The 20430-nt window shown below is 38.3% G+C and carries 21 protein-coding genes and 1 rRNA gene; 2 read left to right on the top strand and 20 right to left on the bottom strand.

What is annotated here, in order from left to right; translation table 11 throughout:
* Position 1 precedes the first annotated feature (1 nt).
* Positions 2–94: an IS3 family transposase gene (locus NGR58_RS07660; protein ID WP_407077141.1), complete on the top strand. Its 93-nt coding sequence runs from the start codon at positions 2–4 to the stop codon at positions 92–94.
* A 267-nt stretch (positions 95–361) separates the two neighbouring features.
* Here NGR58_RS07660 and NGR58_RS07655 read toward each other — a convergent pair whose 3' ends face one another.
* The 13 genes from NGR58_RS07655 to NGR58_RS07595 all read right to left on the bottom strand — a co-directional run bounded on the left by NGR58_RS07655 (position 362) and on the right by NGR58_RS07595 (position 11913).
* A complete protein-coding gene (locus NGR58_RS07655) occupies positions 362–715 on the bottom strand; it encodes an MmcQ/YjbR family DNA-binding protein (RefSeq protein WP_258088976.1) in 354 nt (117 codons plus the stop codon).
* Between the two features lie 443 nt (positions 716–1158).
* A complete protein-coding gene (locus NGR58_RS07650; protein WP_258088975.1) occupies positions 1159–1881 on the bottom strand; it encodes an SDR family NAD(P)-dependent oxidoreductase in 723 nt (240 codons plus the stop codon).
* Positions 1882–2025: 144 nt separating this feature from the next.
* Entirely contained in the window at positions 2026–2397 is a 372-nt protein-coding gene (locus NGR58_RS07645; protein ID WP_258088974.1) for a hypothetical protein, read from the bottom strand.
* A 48-nt stretch (positions 2398–2445) separates the two neighbouring features.
* Positions 2446–2712 carry a hypothetical protein gene (locus NGR58_RS07640; RefSeq protein WP_258088973.1) on the bottom strand — a complete coding sequence of 89 codons (267 nt, stop codon included), beginning with the start codon at positions 2710–2712 and terminating at the stop codon, positions 2446–2448.
* A 139-nt stretch (positions 2713–2851) separates the two neighbouring features.
* Positions 2852–3496, bottom strand: coding sequence for a FusB/FusC family EF-G-binding protein (locus NGR58_RS07635; protein WP_258088972.1), 645 nt, complete (start codon positions 3494–3496; stop codon positions 2852–2854).
* Between the two features lie 160 nt (positions 3497–3656).
* Positions 3657–5210, bottom strand: a complete 1554-nt coding sequence (locus NGR58_RS07630; protein WP_258088971.1) for a bifunctional metallophosphatase/5'-nucleotidase — start codon at positions 5208–5210, stop codon at positions 3657–3659.
* 81 nt (positions 5211–5291) lie between these two features.
* Complete coding sequence (phnE, locus tag NGR58_RS07625; protein WP_258088970.1) at positions 5292–6086, bottom strand: phosphonate ABC transporter, permease protein PhnE; 795 nt, start codon at positions 6084–6086, stop codon at positions 5292–5294.
* Positions 6086–6868, bottom strand: coding sequence for a phosphonate ABC transporter, permease protein PhnE (gene phnE, locus NGR58_RS07620; RefSeq protein WP_258088969.1), 783 nt, complete (start codon positions 6866–6868; stop codon positions 6086–6088). Before phnE (NGR58_RS07620) ends, phnE (NGR58_RS07625) begins: the two co-directional genes overlap by 1 nt.
* Positions 6869–6871: 3 nt before the next feature.
* Positions 6872–7636, bottom strand: coding sequence for a phosphonate ABC transporter ATP-binding protein (gene phnC / locus NGR58_RS07615; RefSeq protein ID WP_258088968.1), 765 nt, complete (start codon positions 7634–7636; stop codon positions 6872–6874).
* A gap of 121 nt (positions 7637–7757) precedes the next feature.
* Entirely contained in the window at positions 7758–8690 is a 933-nt protein-coding gene (locus NGR58_RS07610) for a phosphate/phosphite/phosphonate ABC transporter substrate-binding protein (protein WP_258088967.1), read from the bottom strand.
* A 233-nt stretch (positions 8691–8923) separates the two neighbouring features.
* Entirely contained in the window at positions 8924–10273 is a 1350-nt protein-coding gene (locus NGR58_RS07605; RefSeq protein WP_258088966.1) for an LCP family protein, read from the bottom strand.
* Positions 10274–10460: 187 nt separating this feature from the next.
* The gene (locus NGR58_RS07600) at positions 10461–11417 is read right to left on the bottom strand and encodes a thymidylate synthase (protein WP_258088965.1); all 957 of its coding nucleotides are present in this window, start codon (positions 11415–11417) and stop codon (positions 10461–10463) included.
* 22 nt (positions 11418–11439) lie between these two features.
* Positions 11440–11913, bottom strand: coding sequence for a deaminase (locus NGR58_RS07595; protein ID WP_258088964.1), 474 nt, complete (start codon positions 11911–11913; stop codon positions 11440–11442).
* 316 nt (positions 11914–12229) lie between these two features.
* On the opposite strand from NGR58_RS07595, the gene NGR58_RS07590 reads away from it, so the two are divergent.
* Positions 12230–12463, top strand: a complete 234-nt coding sequence (locus NGR58_RS07590; RefSeq protein ID WP_258088977.1) for a Veg family protein — start codon at positions 12230–12232, stop codon at positions 12461–12463.
* Positions 12464–12517: 54 nt separating this feature from the next.
* Here NGR58_RS07590 and NGR58_RS07585 read toward each other — a convergent pair whose 3' ends face one another.
* From NGR58_RS07585 to rrf, 7 genes are all read right to left on the bottom strand, one after another.
* Positions 12518–13876: a hemolysin family protein gene (locus NGR58_RS07585; protein ID WP_258088963.1), complete on the bottom strand. Its 1359-nt coding sequence runs from the start codon at positions 13874–13876 to the stop codon at positions 12518–12520.
* Positions 13877–13969: 93 nt separating this feature from the next.
* The gene (locus tag NGR58_RS07580) at positions 13970–15337 is read right to left on the bottom strand and encodes a hemolysin family protein (protein ID WP_258088962.1); all 1368 of its coding nucleotides are present in this window, start codon (positions 15335–15337) and stop codon (positions 13970–13972) included.
* 50 nt (positions 15338–15387) lie between these two features.
* Positions 15388–16284 carry a 16S rRNA (adenine(1518)-N(6)/adenine(1519)-N(6))-dimethyltransferase RsmA gene (gene rsmA / locus NGR58_RS07575; RefSeq protein ID WP_258088961.1) on the bottom strand — a complete coding sequence of 299 codons (897 nt, stop codon included), beginning with the start codon at positions 16282–16284 and terminating at the stop codon, positions 15388–15390.
* Positions 16284–16841 (bottom strand): ribonuclease M5, encoded by a 558-nt coding sequence (rnmV, locus tag NGR58_RS07570; RefSeq protein ID WP_258088960.1) that lies wholly within the window; start codon positions 16839–16841, stop codon positions 16284–16286. Before rnmV ends, rsmA begins: the two co-directional genes overlap by 1 nt.
* A complete protein-coding gene (locus NGR58_RS07565; RefSeq protein ID WP_258088959.1) occupies positions 16831–17652 on the bottom strand; it encodes a TatD family hydrolase in 822 nt (273 codons plus the stop codon). The genes rnmV and NGR58_RS07565 overlap by 11 nt, the downstream gene beginning before the upstream one ends.
* 241 nt (positions 17653–17893) lie before the next feature.
* Positions 17894–19897, bottom strand: a complete 2004-nt coding sequence (gene metG, locus NGR58_RS07560; protein ID WP_258088958.1) for a methionine--tRNA ligase — start codon at positions 19895–19897, stop codon at positions 17894–17896.
* Between the two features lie 287 nt (positions 19898–20184).
* Positions 20185–20301: ribosomal RNA gene (gene rrf, locus NGR58_RS07555) — 5S ribosomal RNA — on the bottom strand.
* Positions 20302–20430: the final 129 nt, after the last annotated feature.

The raw sequence follows: 20430 nt of genomic DNA, 5'->3' as shown, positions 1-20430 counted from the left end.
TATCTATTACTACAATAATAAACGGATTAAAACAAAACTGGCCGGAAAAACTCCGGTTCAATACCGAAATCTTTCCGACCAGCTAGTTGCTTAAACTTCTCTCCAATTTTTGGGGTTCAGTTCATTTATCGAAATAATTATCAATTTTCTTTAATACAAAAACAGGTGCTACTATTAGCAGCATTATCCATACTGAGGATAATCGCTCATAAAATATGACTAATAACATAAATATAAGCCATATTCCTAATAGGGCGACAATTTTAGCAACTTTCCTATTGTTGTTCATAGCTTATCAATTCTCCTTTGTCTTTATTGAAAATATGATAAATTCTCCACGGCTAATAAAATAATCAATTCCTTATTCTGTTAAGCGAAAACTTTCATCAATAAGATTAGTTAATTCTTCAACTTTTGCGAATTCTAAACGTACAGAAATCCAGTGAGTTTTATTCATATGATAAGCAGGTAAGAATTCAGGAAATTCTTGTAAATTAGAAATAGTTTCTGGTGGTAATTTAATATCTAACAAATCCTCGAAACCAGTATCTTCTGTCACATCAAGTTTTGCTTTATCCACGTCCATAAGAATGGCGTACCATTTTCTACTATCTTGATGTCGCAATACAGCATATTTCGGATGCTCCTTCCAAAGATATTCTGGTTCTGTCAGGTATTTATTTTTAACATATTCAAAAATATCAGCGCGCTTCATTCTTTGCCTCCCGGTTTATCGATTATTATGGTGGCTTATAATCTCAATAGTATCATTATATTTAGTAACTTCATCATGCCTAACATTGAATCATCCATCTATAGCTATTTGTAGATTACCCTGAAATACGATACCCTGGCATTAAATAAATGTGTCTTACCAACAATTAGGGTATCCGCATTTTTCACAAAGGAGTTAGCATGAATCGGACAAATAAGTTTTGGATTTGGCTAAGCATTTTCATTATTTCTATCATTCTTGATATTGTATTAGACCCACAATGGCATAGTTTGAGATATTTTATATTAAACATAACTGAAATGATCTCAGTGATTTGCTGTTTCGTCTATTTCCCAAAGAAGAAACAACACTAATCTCTATAACATAGTAAAACGCTCCCATCTATTTTTTAGACCGGAGCGTTTTGTTATGAACTAATTTATTTATTGTGCGGTATAACCACCGTCTGCATTGATCAATGCACCCGTAACGATTGACGCCTCATCACTGGCTAAGAAGGCGACGACATTCGCAATCTCATCGGGCTCAGCTAAACGACCAATTGGCATCTTGCCAACCATCGAATCAGTTGTCTCCTTAGGCAATGTTTTCAGCAATGGCGTGTTAACGTAACCTGGTGCCACTGCATTAAAACGAATACCCTGTGCAGCATAAGTAACGGCTTGTGACTTGGTATAGTTCGCAACACCAGCCTTAGCTGCTGAATAAGCTTGTGATTTTGCCCCACCGACGACACCCAAAATAGAACTCATATTGATGACACTGCCGCCACTCGTTTGTTTCTCCATTTGTTGGACGATATATTTGTTTGATAAAACAACACCAGTCAAGTCAATGTTAATGACCTTTTGCCAATTATCTTCATCCAGCTCAGAAACAGGCGCTTTTTTCTCGGCGACACCGGCATTAGCAACTAGAATATCAATATGTTTATATTTAGCAACAACCTTTTCAACCAGTGACTTTAAAGAAGCACTATCCGTCACATCTGTCTGAACAAAATCAATTGCTGAATCTTCTGGTGCATTAATATCAGCCGAAACTGCAACTGCACCTTCTTTAACAAATTTTTGTGCAATCGCCAAACCGATTCCTGATGAACCACCAGTAATAACTGCAACTTTATCCTTTACGCCATTTACCATATTATTTTCCCCCAAGTATATCTTATTTTTGTATCTCAATGTAAATCAGACTATTATAACTAGTTGACTTACTATAATGCACAAAAAACTCTCCCTTCATTACCAACCTAACATTATTTATATAAAAATTCATGATTCAAGTTTTTACTTTTTATATGCTTTCTCGAATGAGTACATCAACAAAAGCATCAAAAGAGCCATTAAAATAGCCACGCCACCTGTCACAATAAAAGAGGTGTAATTGACATAGCTACCATCAACAAGCGTTTGAATACTAAAATAAGCAAAATTGATTATGAACGCAGTCCCAAAACGAACATATACACGGTGAGTGAGCCTAGCAATTAGCAACGAAAATAAAATAATACCAATACCATACAGTATTGACTCAATTTCATCAAACATTGGACGATGTTGAATAATGTTAACCAAGGTATTCAGAATAATTACCCCAATCGATATGCCGAACGAATAATAAAACGGATGTTGTTTAAAAAATTCATCTAACTTTTTCAATATAATTCCTCCATCCCCGTAGTATAACATACTGATTAATGCTGACTTTTAGAATTGAAAAGCATTAAAAATTGACCATATCCATTGTTTACGTTGTAGCTTTGTTAGAAGGCGCCTACCGTCTTGTGATAATTGTTGCTGATAAGATAGTTGATGCAAAGTGTTGATGATAACAAGCATTTCCTTCTCTTGAGACGGTTTTTGTGCATTTGATTGCGCAATCACTTCACGCACCAAGCGCTTTTCATCATCCGTCATATTTGGATGTTTGGCCGTAAATGCCAATAAATATTTCCTGAGATCCTGCCTAAACATATAACCCCTTAATTTTTCACTACTTATGATGTTGATTGTATCGTAAATCCTACTTTTTAACTGGATTTGAATATAAAAAGAGCCCCGAATCTACCTTTTTAATCGGTAGACTCGTAGCTCTCTTATAAAGTATCAACTGTTACTGTTTTTTAATTGTCGTCACAAATTTATCAAAGAAATCCCGTTCATGTAAATTACGATTACACTGTAAACTATCTACACAAATATAATTACCCTTCTTCGTATACCGGCCGTCACCCCGGCGTTTATTTAACGCCAAGAACATCGACACATTTTCCTCATGATGACAAATAGCGCAATACCCTTTAACAACTGGACTTGAAACATCGCCCACAAGTCCCAGCAGCTGATCATCCTCGTAATACAAAATATACTTACGTTGTGTTGCAATATCATTCCAAGCAAAGAATGTATAGTCACGCCAATCAACAACCGTCAAATCAGGCAATGTTAATTTTTTCGTTTTACGAAAAACCTGTGCGATTTGCTTCTTATTAGGTGCCACAAACGGTACAACAAATGGTTTCAATTCTCGAACCATCTTTTCAGTTGCCCGGTGACGCAGGCGACGATCCATAATATTTGTCAATAATTGATCAATTTCTGAATGATTTCCCGGTACTGTTTCATGAATTTCCTCTGCAGCTAATTCTTGTAAGGCTGCAACAGTGCTTAAATCATTCACTGATTGATATTGATGAACTAAGTTATACACGATTTCATTAATTTTCATGTATTGATAGGGCTGCATAGTTAATGTCATTTTTATTTCCTTTCGTTTCTTCCGATCAGAATCATTAGAAAGAAAGTTTCTAGTGATTCAGTTAACAATTGTTAACCGCATCACTAGAAGATACTAAACGTATCATCTTATCACCTCCTAGGGTCGTCTTAGTTTATCAAACTCCCTAAAGAAAAGCAATTTACCCAATAACGGTTAAATTAGTAGGTTGCGCAATATGAATTTCAGGATGATCCATAATATACTCGGCAATCAAATCTGGTGTTTCACGTTGGACCTCGCGCACAATTTTATCTGGTGAAAACATTGGGAAATTTCCAGCACCACCAGCACGATAATTATTCATCGCCACTTCATAAGTTGCGGTCATATCTAACGGTTGGCCATCTTTTTCAACTTTAACAACACGATGTCCCATCGGTTGGTGAATATCAAAGGTATAATCAATCCCACTCCAAACATCATAATTATAATGCTGTACCTTCGGGTTAGTAAACAATGGATTAATCATCAAATTCCCGTCCGCTGATAGCTGGAAATAACGCGCATTTACTTCTAAGGCATCTTTGATATCTTGCCCCGTTAATTTTTCCACTACTAAGGTATTAGGAAAAATATAATTGGTCATAATATCACGTTGTGTCACGGCATTGCCTAACCCACGCACCTCATCATTAAATAGAGCCGTATTCGCAATTGTTGTATTAGTCGCTGACATTTGCACACGATTAACTAATTCAATAAACGGGTGATTATGCGAACGCGCTTCAAAATGATTGGTCACCTGCATATTGTCACCAACCTGACCAACCGGTATATCCAACCAGTGGTTTACCTTCTCTTGCAGCGGATTAATCATTGCAACAATATCACCACGTTCGGGTTCGTCGCCTGTTGCTAATAATTCTGCTGTCGCTGCCGCACGCTGGTTTTTCTCATCAAGTGTTAGTGTCATCAATCCAACATGATCGCCACGATAGCCTGGCTGAGTTGTTGGTACTCCGTGAACCACCTCAGCAATTTCGCGATGCTGATGACCTGTTACAAGTGCATCAACTCCTACTAACTGTAACAATTGATACCCCTGATTCTCCGAAGTGACGCGCTCTAATGGCTTACCAGTCTGTAAGTCTTCGGCAAACCCGCCATGATATGCCAGTACTAGCACATCAACCTGTGACCGTATTTCGGCAATATACTTCTGAGCAACCATGACTGGATCAGCAAAAGTCAGTCCCTGAATATGTGCGGGTTGTTCCCAGTGTGGAATATATTGCGTGGTTAAACCAATGACACCAATTTTGACACCTTGCCGTTCAAAAATCTCATACGGTTGTCCTACGAATGGCTGCTGAGTCGTTTCATCCAAAATATTAGCATTCAATAAATTTGGCGTCTGAGCAAACACTTTTTCGATATAAGCGCGCCCAAAATTAAACTCATGATTACCAAGAATGCGCACATCATATGAAATAGCGTCTGCTAATTCCTGATAAATACCCGTCTGATTGGTGGCCACCTTTTCAATATAGTTAGCTAAAGGTGAACCTTGAATAAAATCACCATTTTCAATAGTTAAGGAAATATCGCCAGCTAACTTTGCTCGTTGCTGATAGTCTGCAATGACAGTTGCTGCCCGTGATAGCCCTAAACCATCATTTAATAATGGCCGCCGAAAATCATCTGCTCGTATATGCCCATGAATATCTGACGTTGACAATATTGATAATTGCATATTTTTCTCCTTTTTATTAAAAAAAGCTGGTACCACATCGTGTGCCAGCTTCCATCATTCATTCGTATAGTGATATGTTCATTAGACTAAACGCTTACGTAATTGTCCAGATAAGAAATCAATAACGGTAACCATCACGATAATGCCCAAAAGAATAATACCAACCTTTGGCCACTGACGGGTTTGCAAAGCGAAGATCAATGGTGCACCAATACCACCCGCACCAACAATTCCTAGAATAGCTGCAGAACGAACCGCAATCTCAAAACGGTAAAGCGTATAATTCATAAACTCTGGCATAACTGCTGGAATCGTTGCTAAGGTTAACCCATCCAATGCTGAGCCCCCCGCAGCCACAATGGCTTCATTGGGACCTCGATCAATATTTTCAATGGCTTCCGAGAAAAGCTTTCCTAACATCCCAATTGAATGGATCGATACGGCTAAGACACCTGCATAAGCCCCCGGTCCGACAGCTTTGATAAACATTATTGCCAAAACAATTTCTGGAAAGACACGGATAATTGTTAAAATCAGCTTACCAATTGTTGAACGTGGCGTAAAGAGCCCTTTCTTTGTGCGAGCAGCTAAAAAGGCAAATGGCAACGTTAATATAGCCGAAATAAACGTTCCCAAGAAAGCAATCGCCAATGTTTCAATCAAAGCACTGACCAAATCCTCACCATCACCAGAATAAACATACGACCAATCTGGATGGAAAAGCCCGTGAATAATTGATTTGGTCACCTGCATCGCTTGCGGTTTAACTGTTGATAGTGGAATACCTGAGAAGGCCCAAACAAATAGTAATACCACCAAAATTGCTATTATCCATGGCCCATATTTTTGCCACGGATTTCGTTGAATTTTTTGCATTATGCCAACGCCTCCCGTAGTCGATTAGAAACACCATCAACGATAATAACGACAACCAAAATGGCCAAAATCACCACGGCTGTTCGATCGTAACGGAATAGCGACAATGTTTGATCTAGATACAGACCAACACCACCTGCCCCTAGATACCCTAGAACCGTTGAAGCACGGACATTGATTTCCAGCGTGTAAAGGAAATAACTTAAGAATTGATTCATGACCTGCGGAATAACCGCAAAAACAATTTTTTGAATACCATTGGCACCAACCGATGTTAAGGCTTCAATTGGGCCGTCATCAATTGTTTCAATAGCTTCATAAAACAACTTAGAAATCATACCAAAACTAAAGATAGTCAATGCACCGACTCCAGCCATGGGTCCGATACCAACAATGGCAACAAATACGGCCGCTAACAATAAGTCGGGTAATGCACGTACTAAGATCAAAAAGAAACGAATAATTCCCCGTAAATACGTATTTTTCACAATATTTCGTGCAGCTAACAAACTAAATGGTATGGCGATAATCGTTCCTAGTAAAGTCCCAACCAAAGCCATCTGAATCGTTTCAGCAATTGGCGTAATAATGGCCGAAACAAATGTCCAATCTGGGTGCATCATCCGAATCAATAAATCCCAAAATTGATCCCAACTAAAGTTAGCAGTGGCACCGGTATTATAGCCTGATCCAATAAAAATTAAGACAAATAGGAGACCAGACAAAATTCCCTTGATATGCCACTTTTCACTGAATTGGCGCTCAGGTAAAGTTGCGTTCATATCCTACTCCTTATCCCTTGTTTCAGCGTAAATACCATCAAAATCATCAGCACTAACTTCAGCAATTGGCTTGTCATAAACTAATTGACCATCGCGCAACCCAACAATCCGCGTTGCATAGGCCATCGCCAACTCCACACTATGCAAATTAACAACGACCGTCATACCCATATCATTCAAATGCTGCAGATCATCCATCACCATCTTAGTGGTTTTGGGATCCAAAGACGCAATGGGCTCGTCAGCTAACACAACATTTGGTGATTGCATCATTGAACGCGCGATTGCTACGCGTTGTTGTTGCCCACCCGATAATTCATCCGCACGTGTGTAATATTTATCCAACATGTTCACACGCTCCAAATTAGCAGCCGCTTTTTCTTTATCTTCCTTAGAAAATAGTCCAAACGTACTTCTAAACGTAGAATAATAGCCCACTCGACCAGCTAAAACATTGCGCGCAACAGTTGCTCGTTTCACCAAGTTAAAATTTTGGAATATCATGGCGATATTACGCCGTTGCTGACGTAATTCTTTTCCCTTAGCCTTGGTAATATCAACACCATCAAGTAAAATTTCACCTGCACTAACATCATGTAGCCGATTAATCGCCCTAAGCAAGGTACTTTTACCTGCTCCAGACAAACCAACTATGACAACAAACTCACCTGATTGTATATCTAAATTGATATGATCTAATCCAACCGTGCCATTAGGATAAATCTTTGATACATCGTTAATTTTTATAGTGCCTACACCACTACTCATACTTCTGCCATCCAATCTCATATAGCCTTACAGCAATATATTTTAAAATATGTACAAAACAAGGCTCGCCATCACATCACTGTATGACAAGCCTCGCTTTCAGAAATGCTGTTATATACGATTACTTAATATCTTCAACCTTATTTTGGTACTTGCGAACAGTATCAAAGTTTGAGTCTTTTGATTTTGTCACACCTGCCCAGCTATAGACATCTTTCATGACCCGCTTACCCTTATCAGTCTTTGAAACTTTGATCATAGCTTTCTGGATAGTCTTTGAGTCAGCCTTTGAAACACCTTTACGTAAAGTAATTGTGTCATTTGGAATCTTGGTTGTGTACTTTAGCACACGAGTATCCTTAAAGACATCTGGATTATCTTCCTTAACTAAGTTACGCGCATCATCAAAGACTAAGGCAGCATCTGTATCACCATTGACAACTGAAATCACACCTTGATCATGCCCCTTCACAGTTACCAAATCCGAATTTTTGACAACATTCATGCCCTTCTTCTTCAAATCAACAACTGGGAAGATGTAGCCGGCATCAGAAGTTGGGTTTTGGACGGCAATCTTCTTACCCTTCAAATCTTTAACATTCTTGATACCTGAATCCTTTTTCACAACCACCATTGCGCGATAATAATCAACTAACTTATCTGTATCAGAACCATCATTTTTCTTATCATTAATACCATAACGTTGCGATTGCAAAATCACCTTTGCACCATATTGCTTGTGGGCTTGTACATATGGATCTGGTGGTAAGAATCCCATGTCGACCTTACCTGAACCCATTGCTTCAACAACTGTATTGTAGTCAGTTGAAATTGTTACGTGAACTGGAACACCTAATTCCTTCTTCAACAACTTCTCCAATGGCTTTGCTTTGGCTTGAATTGTATCTGCTTGAGATGAAGGTACGAATTGTACATTTAACTCTTTCAAATCAACTTTCTTTGATGCCGCATCGACTGATAGTGCTGGTACAGCTGATACGACTGTCGTTGCTAACATAGCAACAGTGGCTCCTGCAACAAGTCTCTTAAACATGCCCTATGTGCTCCTTAAATGTTTGTCTTGTATACCTGTGCATACGATTTCTTAAAGGTCACTTAAATAATAACAACGAACGATAAATACATCAATAGTTTTAATTGTTCACTTAATTAAAAAAATAAAGCATTCAAATTTCATTTCATTTATTTAACGTTCGCCTTTTTTGCATTTCACATAAAAAAAGCAGTAAACGAACATTTCGTTTACTGTTTTGAGTGATTTTCAATTTAATAGCCAACACCAGCATCGCCGTAATAACCAGCGCCACCACCGGTGGTATCAGCACCATCGTATGTGCCATCTGTTGTCGTTCCATAGGTACTATCTGATGATGTTGTACCATACGTACTATCAGTTGACGTTGATGAAGATGTATTATCTGATGGTAGTCCATTGGCTGATAGTAATGATTCAGGAACATTACCACCATACAGTGTTCCCGTTTTTTTATGCTTCAATCCCAATGATGAACGCAAAGTATTAGTAACACGCTGTTTCTCACTTTGGGTAATTAGCTCTGAAGAACCAGAAGTTAATGAAACTGAGGTTCCTTGCGCATTATCAGTCTTAATCGTTTTCGCCGCACTCAAATACTTTGAAGCAACGGTCAACATATCACCAAATGTCAAATCTGTCTTCGTAGAGTCAGAGATTGTACTCAAGAACTTTTGGTTCACTAACTTTGTCGGATTACTTTTTGCCTTATCCACAATGGCTTGTAATACCAAACGCTGACGTGCTTGGCGACCGTAGTCACCTTGTGGATCGTCATATCTCATACGAGAAAATGCCAGTGCAGCGGCACCATCCATTTTCGAGTATGTCTTCTTAGAACCATTCTTATTTAGCGTATAAGTAGATGAATTCTTTTTAAAGTTATAGATAACCTCACCATCATTATGAGCGGTATATGGATTATAACCGAATGTTAGTGGTGACTTCACTTTCACACCACCTAATTGGTCAATAACCTTCTCTAACCCGTTCATATTAACTAACGCATAATAATCAATTGGGACATTTAACCATTTTTGAATAGTTTTGATAGTTGTTTTGGCTGAACCATATTCATAAGCTGAATTCAGCTTTTGTGGGAATTGTTTTTCATATCCGATTGGAGCAATAACCGAATCACGAGGCAATGACATAATCGTTACCTTTTCCTTTTTCGGATTGACAGTAACTAACATCAATGAGTCAGTACGGCCTTTGTAATTTCGATCTAACTCCCCAGTATCAGTACCTAGCAATAGGATTGAAAATGGTTTTCCTTTTTTAATAACCTTAGATACATTACGTGTTTTAGTTAACCCTGTTCCTTCAAAGGAGCTATCAATCGCATTTTTAGTATTACTATAAGCAATACCAAACATCACTCCAGCTGCTAAAACAAGTAACGCTATCACAAATAGGATGGCATTACGAATAGGGTGTTTTTTACGCGGGTGCGGACCATGATTTCCACCACCTGGCGTTAAGCCTTTAAGGTTGCGTGGGCCACCTTCGCGTTTTTTACGCTTATTCTGTTTAGTTTCAGCTTCACGACGAGCCGATCGAGTTTGTGGCTCATTATCCATGAGCATCTCCTCTCTTAACTTCAATAATTGATTAATTCCATATTATCTTGCTCAAAAATTAATCTTTTTGATTTTATAAAAGATTTCTTTGAAAAAGCTTATAGCAACTTATATATCTTACCATAATTTAAAATCTAATATGTACAATCTATAATCAAAATTAAGTAGTTTGTGATAATTTATACGACTAGACCGCGACTGGTGCTTTAATGCTAGCATGTGGGTCATAATCATTAATCTTAATGTCCGCCATCGTATACTCTGCGATATCCTTAACTTCTGGATTCAACGTAATCGTTGGTAATGGTCGCATCTCACGTTGTAATTGCTCTGTCACTTGTTCAATGTGGTTTGAATAAATATGCGTATCACCAAAAGTGTGCACAAATTCACCTGGTTCTAATCCAGTCTGAGCCGCAACCATGTGCAATAACAGTGAATATGAAGCAATGTTAAATGGTACCCCTAGGAAAACATCCGCCGACCGTTGATATAATTGTAAACTCAACTTACCATCTGCAACATAAAACTGGAATAAAGTATGGCAAGGTGGCAGTGCTTGTGTGGGAACATCTTCTGGATTCCACGCTGTGACAATCAAACGGCGGGAATTAGGATTGATTTTGATTTGTTCGATCACATCTTTAATTTGGTCAATAAAACCACCTTGAACACGGCGCCAATGTCGCCATTGTGCACCATAAACATCCCCCAACTCACCATACTTCTGTGCAAATTCATCATCATTTAAAATACGATCGACAAATATTGCATGTTGTTCATCATACTGTGCTTTAAACGTCTCATCTACTAATGAGCGACGACCAAAGTCAGTCATATCAGGACCATCGTAATCTGCTGATTCGATCCAATTTTTGAAAGCCCACTCGTCCCAAATATGATTCTTATGCGCTAACAAAAATTTGATATTTGTATCACCACGTAAGAACCATAATAACTCACTTTTGATTAATCCAAAGGGCACACGTTTGGTAGTTAGCAACGGAAATCCCTCATTCATGTCAAAGCGTACCTGACGACCGAAAACAGAACGTGTACCTGTTCCTGTTCGATCACCTTTCACAGCACCATTATCTAATACATCCTGTGCTAAATCTAAATAACCTTGTTCATTCTTACTCATATTAGTCTCCGTGACCTTTCTGCTATAGATAAGCGGCGAAATCAATTTTTTGTAAGTCGGCTTTTGTCGCAACCACTTGTTCAATAGCAACGTTTTTAGCCTGTAATAAATTCGTGACAAAATCATCATTATGATAATTTCGCAAATAATTAATCTTCGTAATGCCCGCTTGTAAGAGTAGTTTTGTACAATGTACACATGGAAAATCCGTTACGAAAACCTGCGCACCATCAGCACTAATGCCCATTTTGGCAAGTTGCATCAAAGCATTTTGTTCAGCATGTACTGCACGCATACAATGTCCATCAACCACTAAATCGCCAACCTCTGTACAATGTGGTGTCCCTGAAACTGAGCCATTATATCCACTAGCAATAATGCGGCCATCTTTAACAACCACAGCTCCCACATGAAGGCGGGTACAAGTACTACGAGCTGCTAGCATAATTGCTTGTATCATAAAATATTTTTCCCAAGTTATTCGTTCATCTTGCATTTTAAAGAACCCTCTTAGTCTGTATTAGTTGGTCCTAATATTATCAAGGATAGAACTTAAAGGAAAGCCTTGAATTTTTTCAAATAATTAAAAATACTCTGTACCTTTGCATCTTTAATTTTTGTACCAAAATTACCAGCATAAGTCTATCAAATTCAAAAAATCATTGTTGCAAATAGCTAACACCGACATAATTGATTTAAAATTTAATTTATGGTAAAATTAAATCAAACTTACTTTGTCCAATTTTAGGCAAAAAACACGCAGCGATTTCATTTGTCGCTGGCTATGGGGGTGCCCCATGAGAGGAGTTCTTATGCCTGCAGCATTAGCAGAAATTAAGCAACAATTAGATGCACATATCGGTGAGCAAGTAACTTTGACAACCCATGAAAGTCGTCACCGCACCATTGAACACCAAGCAATCGTTCGTGATACCTTCCGTTCAGTTTTTGTTCTTGATTTAGAACAAGACGGTCACGAATTTGATCGCGCTTCATTTAGTTATACCGATGTTCTAACTGAAAACATTGAAATCGATTTTGCATAATATTAAAAAAACGTTAGTCACAATGAGCTTATCATTATGGCTAACGTTTTTTATTTATTCTGTTAACGTACTATCTTCTTTAACTAGACGTACCACTTCAAATTCATTAATATATGCTGCTTCATAATCAAGTGGTGTCAGCTCAAAGTTTTCCAGTTGCAGCGTGTCTCCAGCCCTTGTTTCAGGGAATTGTTCAATAACAAATCCTGTCAACGTGACCATATCCGATTTATCAAACGCACGAATATCTGTTTTAAAGTAGCGTTCAAAATCATAAACTGTCATTTTTCCAGAAACTTTATAATGCATCTGTTGTTTGTCATCAGAACCTAGTTTTTCAACTAAATCATCCACGACCCAGTCTACTTCATCACGAACGGAACCAAACAATTCTTCGTAGATATCTTTATCAGTCACAATACCAGATGTGCCACCGTATTCGTCCTTTACAACAATCATCGGGGTTCGTTTTGAAATCATTAATTGCAAAACTTCTTGAATTGGCATATTTTCTGGTACATTAGGCATATTACGAATAATCTTACGAACGGGCATCTGTCGATCAACTTCTGCCTGACGCATAATATCGTAGTTAAACACGTACCCCAAAATCTTATCCTTATCACCATTCGCCACTACTGGAAAACGCGAATGTTTCGTCTCAAAATAAGCATGCAAAGCATCATTAACACTGTCTCTGACGTCCACAACAAATAGTTGTGTCCGGTCAATCATAATATCATTGACAACTTTATCATTCATTTCAAAGGCACGTTCCATAAAGACATAGTCTTCATCTTGTAACTGTCCGAGTTTAGCCGCATTACGTGATAAACTCAAAATCTCAGCTTCTGAATAAACTTCATTTTCTTCGGATGCTGTTCGCAACCCCATTAGGTGCGTGACGCCTGTTGCTGATTTATTTAACAACCAAACAAACGGATAGAAAATGACGTGGAAAAACCGTAAAGGTCCCGAAACAAACAAGGCAACCTTAACTGGGAATTCAATGGATACGTTTTTTGGCACTAACTCGGTCATAACCACTTCAATATAGGTCAACAAAATCAAGGCCACAATTGAAGCAATGACGGCCGCACTAGGACCGGTCATTTCCTTTAACACACCACCAGCTAGTAATAAGTGGGCAATGGTTTTTTCACCCATCCAACCTAATACTAAACCGGTAACCGTAATACCGACTTGTGTTGTTGATAGATACTCATTTAAATTATCAACCATGTGAATCGTCGTCGCAATTTTACGTGATGGTCGTTCACGCTTTTCTTGTAACTCCACCAATGCACTGCGACGAACCTTTACTAAAGCAAACTCTGCCGAAACACACAATGCCGCAAACATTAACACTAAAATGATCACTATGATTGATAGGATTAATCTTCCTTCACTCAAATTAATTTCCTACTTTCGAATATAGTTTATTTATAACGCACATTATAGCAAAAAAACACTCGATAATTATCGAGCGTTTTATGAATGAGTCAATTAATCATGTACTTCTTTTTCATTGACCTCTTCGTCATGCTCAACCGGCAAAGCAACTACTTCGAACTCTTCGATATAAGCATCTTTAAAATCAAGTGCGGTAATCTCAAAGTTTGCAATGCGGATAGCTTGTCCAACTTGGAAGTTTGGATGTTCATCCAATACATACCCTGTCAAAGTAACTTTTTCTGAGCTTTCAAAAGATTTGATTTCTGTTTTAAAGAAACGCTCAAAGTCATATAGCGTCATTTTACCAGATACTTTATAGTGCATGTTACCCTTATCATCTGATCCTAGTTTTTCAACTAGATCATCGGCAACATCATCCACCTCATCACGAACTGAGCCGAATAATTCTTCATAAATGTCCTTATCAGTAACAATACCTGAAGTTCCACCAAATTCATCCTTAACGACAACGATCGGGGCACGATGTTCAATCATTTCTTGCAACACTTCTGTAATTGGTTGCGTTTCAGAAACAACTGGCAAATTACGCAAGACCGTTCGGATAGAAACATCCGGACTAATCCGTCCTTGACGAACAAGATCATAGGAGAAAACGTAGCCCAGAATTTTATCCTTATCATTATCTGCAACGACAGGCATTCTTGAAAACTTTTCTTCTAAGTACAAGTTCAAGGCATCTGAAATAGAATCCGTCACATTAACAACTGTTAATTGCGTTCGATCAATCATAATATCAATGGCTTCTTTATCATTCATCGCAAAGGCACGCTTCATGAAAGTTAAATCTTCTTCATCAAGCTCACCAGCATCGGCAGCATCTTTTGATAGAGATAAAATTTCAGCCTCTGAATAAATATCTTCATCAAGGTGGGCACTGAACCCTAACATTTTTGTAAAGAATGCGGCAGCACGATCAAACAACCAAATTAATGGATATAAAATGACGTGGAAAAACATCACTGGACGGACGATTGCCAATAGTATCTTTACAGGTTGATCGATGGCAACGTTCTTAGGAACCAAATCCGTAAACACCGCATGGATAAACGTAAAAATCAAAATAGCTGCTATTGATGCCACACTGTGGGCAATCGCAGCTGGCAATATTTCGGCATTAATAATTAGGGTGGCTATAAAATCTTCACCTAACCAACCTAAAATCAATGATGTCAATGTAATACCGACTTGTGCTGTTGATAGATACTCTGATAGATGATCCAACATATTCAGCGCGTGAGATATCTTAGGTGAAGGCTTCTCACGTGCCTCCTGCATCGCACGCAAAGAACTTGGACGCACTTTCACTAACGAATACTCCGTTAAAGTGAACAAAACCGCTAACAGCAAAATAATTAAAATAATCACCAAGTTAGTGATACTAGACGGACCGGAATCCATGATATACCTTCTTTCAAAATTAATACTAGTTATGATTATACCAAAAACAGCTACTTACTGTACACACCCGTTTTTACTAAAGCATTATGTAAATCGATAAATTTTTCTAATGATAATTTTTCTGCTCGAATTCGTGGATCCAAGTCAACATCAGCTAACGCCTCCGTTAACCTTGCCTTCATCTCATCATCCTTACCAAAAGCAGTAATCAAATTATTCCACAGTGTCTTACGACGCATCGTGAAACCTATCTTAAATAATTTAAATAGTTGCTTCTCATTATGTGGTAATACTTCTAATGGCTCACGCGGTGTCAAAGAAACAATCGCTGAGTCCACATTTGGATTAGGAATAAAGGCTGTCCGTGAAACTGTGAATGCCAATGTTGCATCAACCCGGTACTGCACCGCCAAAGTAAGGGCGCCATAATCCTTTGTACCAACCTCGGCTGATAAGCGACTAGCAACTTCTTTTTGCATCATCACCACAATATTTGCAAATTGTACATTTGATTGTAACACCTGCATCAAAATTGGTGTTGTAATATAGTACGGTAAATTCGCAACTAATTTCAAGGGCGCATTAGGATCACTAAAATGCTCTTGGATGGCCGTTTCCAAATCAACCGACAAAATATCCTGATTGATCACAGTCACATTATCATAAGGAGCCATAGTATGTTCCAAAACTGGCATTAAACGATCATCAATTTCAAATGCCACGACCTGCTTAGCTGACCGTGCTAATTGTTCCGTTAAAGCCCCAATACCTGGTCCAATTTCAATCACATTGTCCGTTGGTTGGACATCACCAGCTGTGACAATATTTTTTAATATCTTAATATCAGTCAAAAAATTTTGACCCAAAGATTTTCTCGTATTAATGCCAAAACTATTCATAATGGCTTGCGTACGCATCGGCGTCGCAATATCTGGTACATCTGTCATTATTTTTCCTCATCTAATTCCTGCAGAACCTCTAACAAGGCTTGTTTTTTGATGCCAAACATTGTCAATCGATTCATTAATTGTTTACCGTTAACGTATCCTAACCCCATCACTTCAGCCACATGTTCACGCCTTTCAGCCGCATCATGGCCAGCAATCAAACCCAAGCGCCTTAAATCTGCTAACGTCATATCAGTCGTTTCAGTAACTGTTTCAGCAGTATAAACCGATTGTAGCGCGTCACGTAAAACTGATGGTGTCGCATACTCAATACCAAGACTATGATGCTTGATTTGGCGACCAGCTTCATCTTTGGTCAAAAAGGCATGTTTTGCCTCAGGAACAAATTCACTAATTAATTTCCGCAACCGTTCACCATTAAAATCAGGATCAGTAAATATAATCACACCTCTAGTGGCCGCTGCTCGCTTAATAGCCGCTATAGTTTGCTCACCTAATGCGGATCCATTAGTTTCAATTGTATCGGCACTAACTGCATGCCGTAGCGCTTCGGTATCAGCACGTCCTTCGACAACAATAACTTCCTTAATCTTCATTAGTCTGTTGATCTAAATGCCATAGTCGTCGGGCATTTTCTGTCGTAATTTCGGCAATTTCATTGTAAGTCTTGCCTAACAACTCAGCGATGTGTGCAATTGTATAATGGACATACATTGGTTCATTAGGCTTACCACGCATAGGAGTTGGTGCCAAATAGGGCGCATCTGTCTCGACTAATAGCCTATCCAAAGGAATTGATTTCACAGTCTCCTGAACATCCTTGGCATTCTTAAATGTTGCAATACCTGAGAATGAAATATACATTCCTAGATCAAGAAACTGTTTTGCTTCCTCTGGCGTACCCGTAAATGAATGCATGACACCACCAAATTCTTCAACGTGCGCTTCCTTTAATAAATTATACGTATCGTTCATTGCGCTACGTGTGTGAACTGTCACTGGTAATTTAAATTCGTGGGCCAATGCTAATTGTTGACGGAAAGCCTGCTTTTGATTAGCTGACGATGGATTATCATCCCAATAGTAATCTAATCCAGTTTCACCAACACCAATAACACCATCATCCTGTAGCTGTTGGCGATAAACGGCTAGTCTTTCATCATTAATTTCTGAAATATCTTCAGGTTGCCAACCAATAATGGCATGCATATCTTTAAATTCACGTGCTAATTGAATGGCACGTTCATTTGATTCTGCATCATACCCCACAATATTCATTTCAACAATTCGAAACTCACGTGCACGTGCCTCGTAGGCAGGCACATCATGCCAGAATGTATCGTCATTCAAATGTGTATGCGTATCGTAGCCGTCTGATGGTCGATTACCAGAATTATAAATTGCCATTTTTACTCCTCTATCATCATTACTTTATTTTTGATTATTTATTTGATTTGAGTCTTTATTATTTTAGCAAATGTCTTTTAAAAATACCAAAAAGCTCATTCATACCAGTATATTAAGCATAACACGGCAGTTAATCTCACAACATAATAATTTATGTTTTTATAGCTAATCAGAGCATTTTAATAAAAAAAGATTGAGAAAAATTCTCAATCCTTTTTGCTCATTAAATATGATTAAATAATTATCCTAGTTCTGCACCAGCGACAATATCATCTGGCAAGATTGATAAGGTTACCTTACCATCCTTTTCTGCTGAAAGTAGCATACCTTCAGATAATTCACCCATCAACTTACGTGGCTTCAAGTTAGCGACATAAGCAACTTTCTTACCAACTAATTCGCCGTATTCTGGATAGAATTTTTTAATTCCTGACAAAATTGTGCGTCCATCGGCTGAGCCATCATCTAGCTTAAACCGCAACAGCTTATTAGATTTTTCAACTGCAGAAACTTCTTTAATCTCTGCAACACGTAACTCAACCTTTTCAAAGTCATCAAAGACGATTTCATCCTTAGTGGTTATCTTCTTTGGCGCCTTAGGGTTAGTAGTTGAGCGAGTTTGCTTACCACCATTTCCTGTCATGTTATCACGGATGTAAGCAACCTCTGCATCAACATCAACACGAGGGAAAATAGGTTGTCCCTTAGCGACTACATTACCACCTGTAGGCAAGTCTTCAAATTGTAAGTCAGCAATTTGAACATTAGAATCTGACAAACCTAATTGTTCAAAAATCTTATGTGGTGCCTGGGTCAAAATTGGTTGTAATAGTGTAGCAACGACACGTAGCGCAGCAGCTAAGTGTGCCATAACTGAAGCCAAGACATCTGCTTTACTATCATCTTTGGCTAACGTCCATGGCGTTGTTTCATCAATATACTTATTAGCACGTGAAATCAACTGCCAAACTGATGCCAAAGCATCTGCTGTGTGCATTGATTGCATATTAGCATTGTACGTGGCAATTGTATCCTGAGCTGTTTGGACTAACTCGCGATCAAAATCAGTCAATCCTGTCTTTAACTCAGGAATTACACCACCTTCGTACTTGTTAATCATAGCAACAGTACGATTCAACAAATTACCCAAATCATTAGCTAGATCGTAATTTAGCTTTGAAACAAAGTCTTCTGGGGTAAAAATACCATCATTTCCAAATGGCATGGCACGAAGCAAATAATAACGCACTGCGTCAATACCATAGCGATTTGCCAATGTATCAGGATAAACCACATTTCCCTTAGACTTTGACATCTTACCATCACGCATAGTTAACCAACCGTGACCGACAATTGTTTCTGGCAACTCTAAGCCTAGTGCATGTAGCATAATTGGCCAGTAAATCGTATGGAAACGAACAATTTCTTTACCAACTAGGTGCACGTTAGCTGGCCAATATTTATCAAACATCGTTGTGTCTTCTGACATGTAACCTAACTTAGTAATGTAGTTAGACAATGCATCGATCCACACATAAATAACGTGGTCTGGATCTGAAGATACAGGAACACCCCAATTAAATGCCGTACGTGTAACGGCTAAATCTTCCAAACCAGGTTCAATAAAGTTTTTAATCATCTCATTCATACGAGAAGCTGGTTGAATAAAGTTAGGATGTGTCTTGTAGTAGTTCAGCAACCAGTCAGCATACTTGCTCATGTTAAAGAAGTATGATTCTTCTTGTACTAATTCAACTTCATGACCAGAAGGGGCTTTTCCACCGATGACATTACCGTCATCATCACGATACACTTCAGCTAATTGTGATTCTGTAAAATACTCTTCATCATCAACTGAATACCAACCTTCATATTGACCCTTATAAATATCACCTTGATCTAAGAACTTTTGGAAAATCTTTTGAACAGCTTTTTCATGATAATCATCAGTTGTTCGGATGAAGCCATCATTACTAATTTCTAGATCCGCCCACAACTTTTTGATGTCAGTTGCCATTTGATCAACATATTCCTTTGGTGAAACATTTAGCTTTTCTGCTTTTTGCTCGATCTTTAGACCATGTTCATCAGTACCTGTTAGAAAATATACATCTTCGTTCAACAAGCGGTGATAACGTGCTGCAGCATCTGCAAGCACTGTCGTATAGGTATTACCAATATGCAATTTACCAGATGGATAGTAGATTGGTGTCGTAATATAAAAAGTCTTTTTCTCTTCTGCCATGTTCCGTTTTACCTCCCATCCTACAAATGAGTAAGATGTTAATTTAGTATCTATATTGTTTGTCTGAGAATAATTATAGCAAAGATTGAAACTTCTCGCAGAAAAATCAGAATTGAAATCGTAATAGATTTCAATTCTATTCATTGTCACGAACTTTAAATGCATAAAGCAACTAAAAAATAATTCACTCCTAATAAGGGATATGCATAAGTTTATTAAATAATATCGTCAACTTTTATTTATAAACAAAAAAGTAGCTCACATATTACTGTGAGCTACTTCCAATTGCATCGCGACGTCCTATCCTCGCAGGAGGCGATCCTCCAACTACTTTTGGCGCTACTGAGCTTAACTACTGTGTTCGGTATGGGAACAGGTGTGACCTCAGTGCCATCATCACGACACGTTTTATTGAGTGAACTTAGTTCCCTCAAAACTGAATCATAATTGCTACTTTTTATTGCCTTACACCACTTGCTACTTGGTTAAGTCCTCGAACCATTAGTACTAGTCCGCTCCATGTGTCACCACAC

Source organism: Weissella fangxianensis, from assembly GCF_024718545.1.
In the GTDB taxonomy this organism is placed as follows: domain Bacteria; phylum Bacillota; class Bacilli; order Lactobacillales; family Lactobacillaceae; genus Weissella; species Weissella fangxianensis.
Note: the sequence above shows the minus strand (reverse complement) of the source record. Positions and strands in the feature narration are given on the sequence as shown.